The sequence below is a fragment of the Flavobacteriales bacterium genome (assembly GCA_013214975.1).
Lineage (GTDB): Bacteria > Bacteroidota > Bacteroidia > DT-38 > DT-38 > DT-38.
The window spans coordinates 1-2495 of sequence record JABSPR010000093.1 but is presented as its reverse complement, the minus strand read 5'-3'; the positions used below and the strand labels follow the sequence as shown (position 1 = coordinate 2495).

The 2495-nt window shown below is 36.7% G+C and carries 4 protein-coding genes; 3 read left to right on the top strand and 1 reads right to left on the bottom strand.

Annotation, left to right across the window (positions count from 1 at the left end; all coding sequences use genetic code 11):
- Positions 1-339: NAD(P)-binding protein (locus tag HRT72_03850; protein NQY66840.1), on the bottom strand; the 339-nt coding region annotated here is incomplete at its 3' end.
- 239 nt (positions 340-578) lie between these two features.
- Between HRT72_03850 and HRT72_03845 the strand changes: the two genes are divergently transcribed.
- From HRT72_03845 to HRT72_03835, 3 genes are all read left to right on the top strand, one after another.
- Positions 579-1193, top strand: a complete 615-nt coding sequence (locus HRT72_03845) for a hypothetical protein (GenBank protein NQY66839.1) — start codon at positions 579-581, stop codon at positions 1191-1193.
- Positions 1194-1440: 247 nt separating this feature from the next.
- Positions 1441-1953: a tetratricopeptide repeat protein gene (locus tag HRT72_03840; GenBank protein NQY66838.1), complete on the top strand. Its 513-nt coding sequence runs from the start codon at positions 1441-1443 to the stop codon at positions 1951-1953.
- A gap of 102 nt (positions 1954-2055) precedes the next feature.
- Positions 2056-2495 (top strand): hypothetical protein (locus HRT72_03835; protein NQY66837.1); only part of this gene is annotated, 440 nt, incomplete at its 3' end.

The following is a 2495-nucleotide window of genomic DNA, read 5'->3' as shown; positions in this document are numbered from 1 at the left end:
ATCCTCAATTGCCCATACCTTAAATTTATTCATTGCTTGTACTCTTAATGGGGTAGGGAAGTCTGGCGAGTGATACACTTCTTCTGGTCCGAGCGAAAGAAAGCCTTCGCCAAACGATTCGTTGTTTTGCGCTCTACCACCATGAATAGACATGGCCTCTAATACTTTTACTTGAATGCCGTTATCGTCGAGCTCCTTAGCAGCGTACATACCTGCAGCTCCCGCACCAATTACAATTACGTCGAAATCAACAGTTGTTTCTTTTGCTTGCTTTTGTTCCGAGCAATTAGATAATAAGAAGAGACCAGCTATTGCTAAGGCGTTTAATTTAAAATACATAGATGTGCGTTTGATTGGTTGTGAAAGTACAAATAAGCATGTGGAGTAGACCCCTCGTTTTCTGAAAATAATACGGCAATAACTCAGTCTTAGTAACTAGGTGTTTTTACGTATAATTGGCTAGTAGTTAATACGTTGCATTAAACAAATGCAGTATGGCTGCGTATCATAGAACTACCAACTGAGTTTTATTGAGGAGAATAATGTTCGGAATTGAACAGAAAGAAAAGTTGTGTGCCATGAAAAATATAATAAAAACAAACCTAATTCTATTACTTATAGTCCTTATAGGCGTAGCCATATTTGGAGAATCTTGCTATGGTAAATCCGATGATATTAAAATTTCAGATAAGAATGCACAGAAATTATACATTAAAGGCGATTATGCAAAAGCTATATATGTGTATAGAGAACTCCATAAGGATAATCCGCAGAATACATTCTTTAGTTACATGCTCGGTGTATGCTTCTTTGAAATTGGCGATCAGAACGATTTAGCACTGTCTAACCTTGCTCGATCGGTAGAGGGAATGGGATCATTTATCAATTCTTCTCCATCCGATGCACATTATTATTATGCTCTTTCCTTGCATAAAGACACGCAATACGATAAGTCGATAGATCACTTGGTTAAGTATAGAAGTTTTGTTGAGGAAGACTTGGACTATGAAACAGCTCAAATACAATATCATTTTGGAGGAGAAATAACCGATAAGAATAAGGATAGATACGAGAACATGGTAAATTCAGATTCTAGTATCGGCCATATAAACGAAGTGATAACCAAGATCAACGAAGAGATCGCAAAGAATAAAAAGCTAATTCGGACCGAGATTGCTGAAATCGAAAAGTAAAAGCGTCCTAGATCATCCCGTTTTAGAGCGGTAAATGCCCTAAGTGATTAAGGTTAAGATGTATTGATGTGCAATTTTATATGTAAATGCGTAATATTGATTTAGCAAATCGCATATCTGGTAAAACAAGATGTTTTTATAACAACAGATTGTGGTAGTGTAATTAATGAAAAACAGAGCCAAAAGAAATATACTAAGTCTACTATGTTTATTTATATGCCTGGCTTCGTTTGGACAAGAGGGTGATATGATAATTTCTGATAAGAATGCCAATACGCTTTTTGAGCAAGGAGAATTTGAAAAAGCGGCGCATGTCTTTAATACTTTAAGCGCCGATAATCCGGATAATACATTTTTCAGTTATATGCTCGGGGTTTGTTATTATGAAATTGGAGAAATAGATAAAGCACTGGTTAATTTGGATAAGTCTCTGATTGGGATAGGTTCGTTTGGGAACTCATCTCCAACAGAGGCTTTTTATTATTACGCTATGGCACTCCAGAAAAACAAGCAGTTTAGTTTATCGACAGATAATCTCCACGAATACCAATGGTTTATTCAGAAAGATTTAAAATTAAAGACTAGTCAGATTCGATCTGTCTTTGGAGAAGTAACGGAAGAGAATGAAGCACAGCTTGACGCTATGCTGATAGAAGACCAGCAGATAGTTCACCTTAATGAGGTGCTGGTTAAAATTGAGGTAGAGGTAGAAAAGAACGAAAAGTTAGTAGGGAGCCAAACAGTGGAAACCGATAAGTAATATTTTACTATCTTGTGATTAGTAAAAGCTCTGGATATTGCTTCCTATACCGAGTTTAGTTTTTATGGAAAGCATTATTTTTTTGTAGAAAAACAGAAAGTTATGTTGCGGGTAGTGGAAAAAAAATCTTACAGATTTATAATTATTACACTGGGCCTATTTATAGGCCTAAGTTCGTTTGCTACAGCCGGAAGAATTAAGGTATCCGATAAAATTGCGAATAAGCTTTTTGTTCAAGGTGAATATGGAGAAGCGATATACATGTACAGGTTATTGCATTTTGATGACCAAGAGAAGACGTTCTATAGTTACCGACTTGGGATATGTCATTTTGAAATAGGAGGTCAGAACGATGCGGCTATTGTACATCTTGCCGAATCTGTAATAGGTATAGGCACAAGCACCAGTACTTCACCACCAGAGGCTCTGTATTTTTATGCGCTTGCTTTGCATAAGGATAGGCTGTATCGGAAATCGATAGCGAGCCTGCTTAAATATAAGAAGTTTGTTCAGGAAGATGCGGATATGGTAACCTCGCAGTT

Excerpts from the sequence above, each read along its gene's own strand:
- HRT72_03845 (NQY66839.1), top strand. The coding sequence starts at position 579 with ATGAAAAATATAATAAAAACAAACCTAATTCTATTACTTATAGTCCTT.
- HRT72_03840 (NQY66838.1), top strand. The coding sequence starts at position 1,441 with ATGATAATTTCTGATAAGAATGCCAATACGCTTTTTGAGCAAGGAGAA.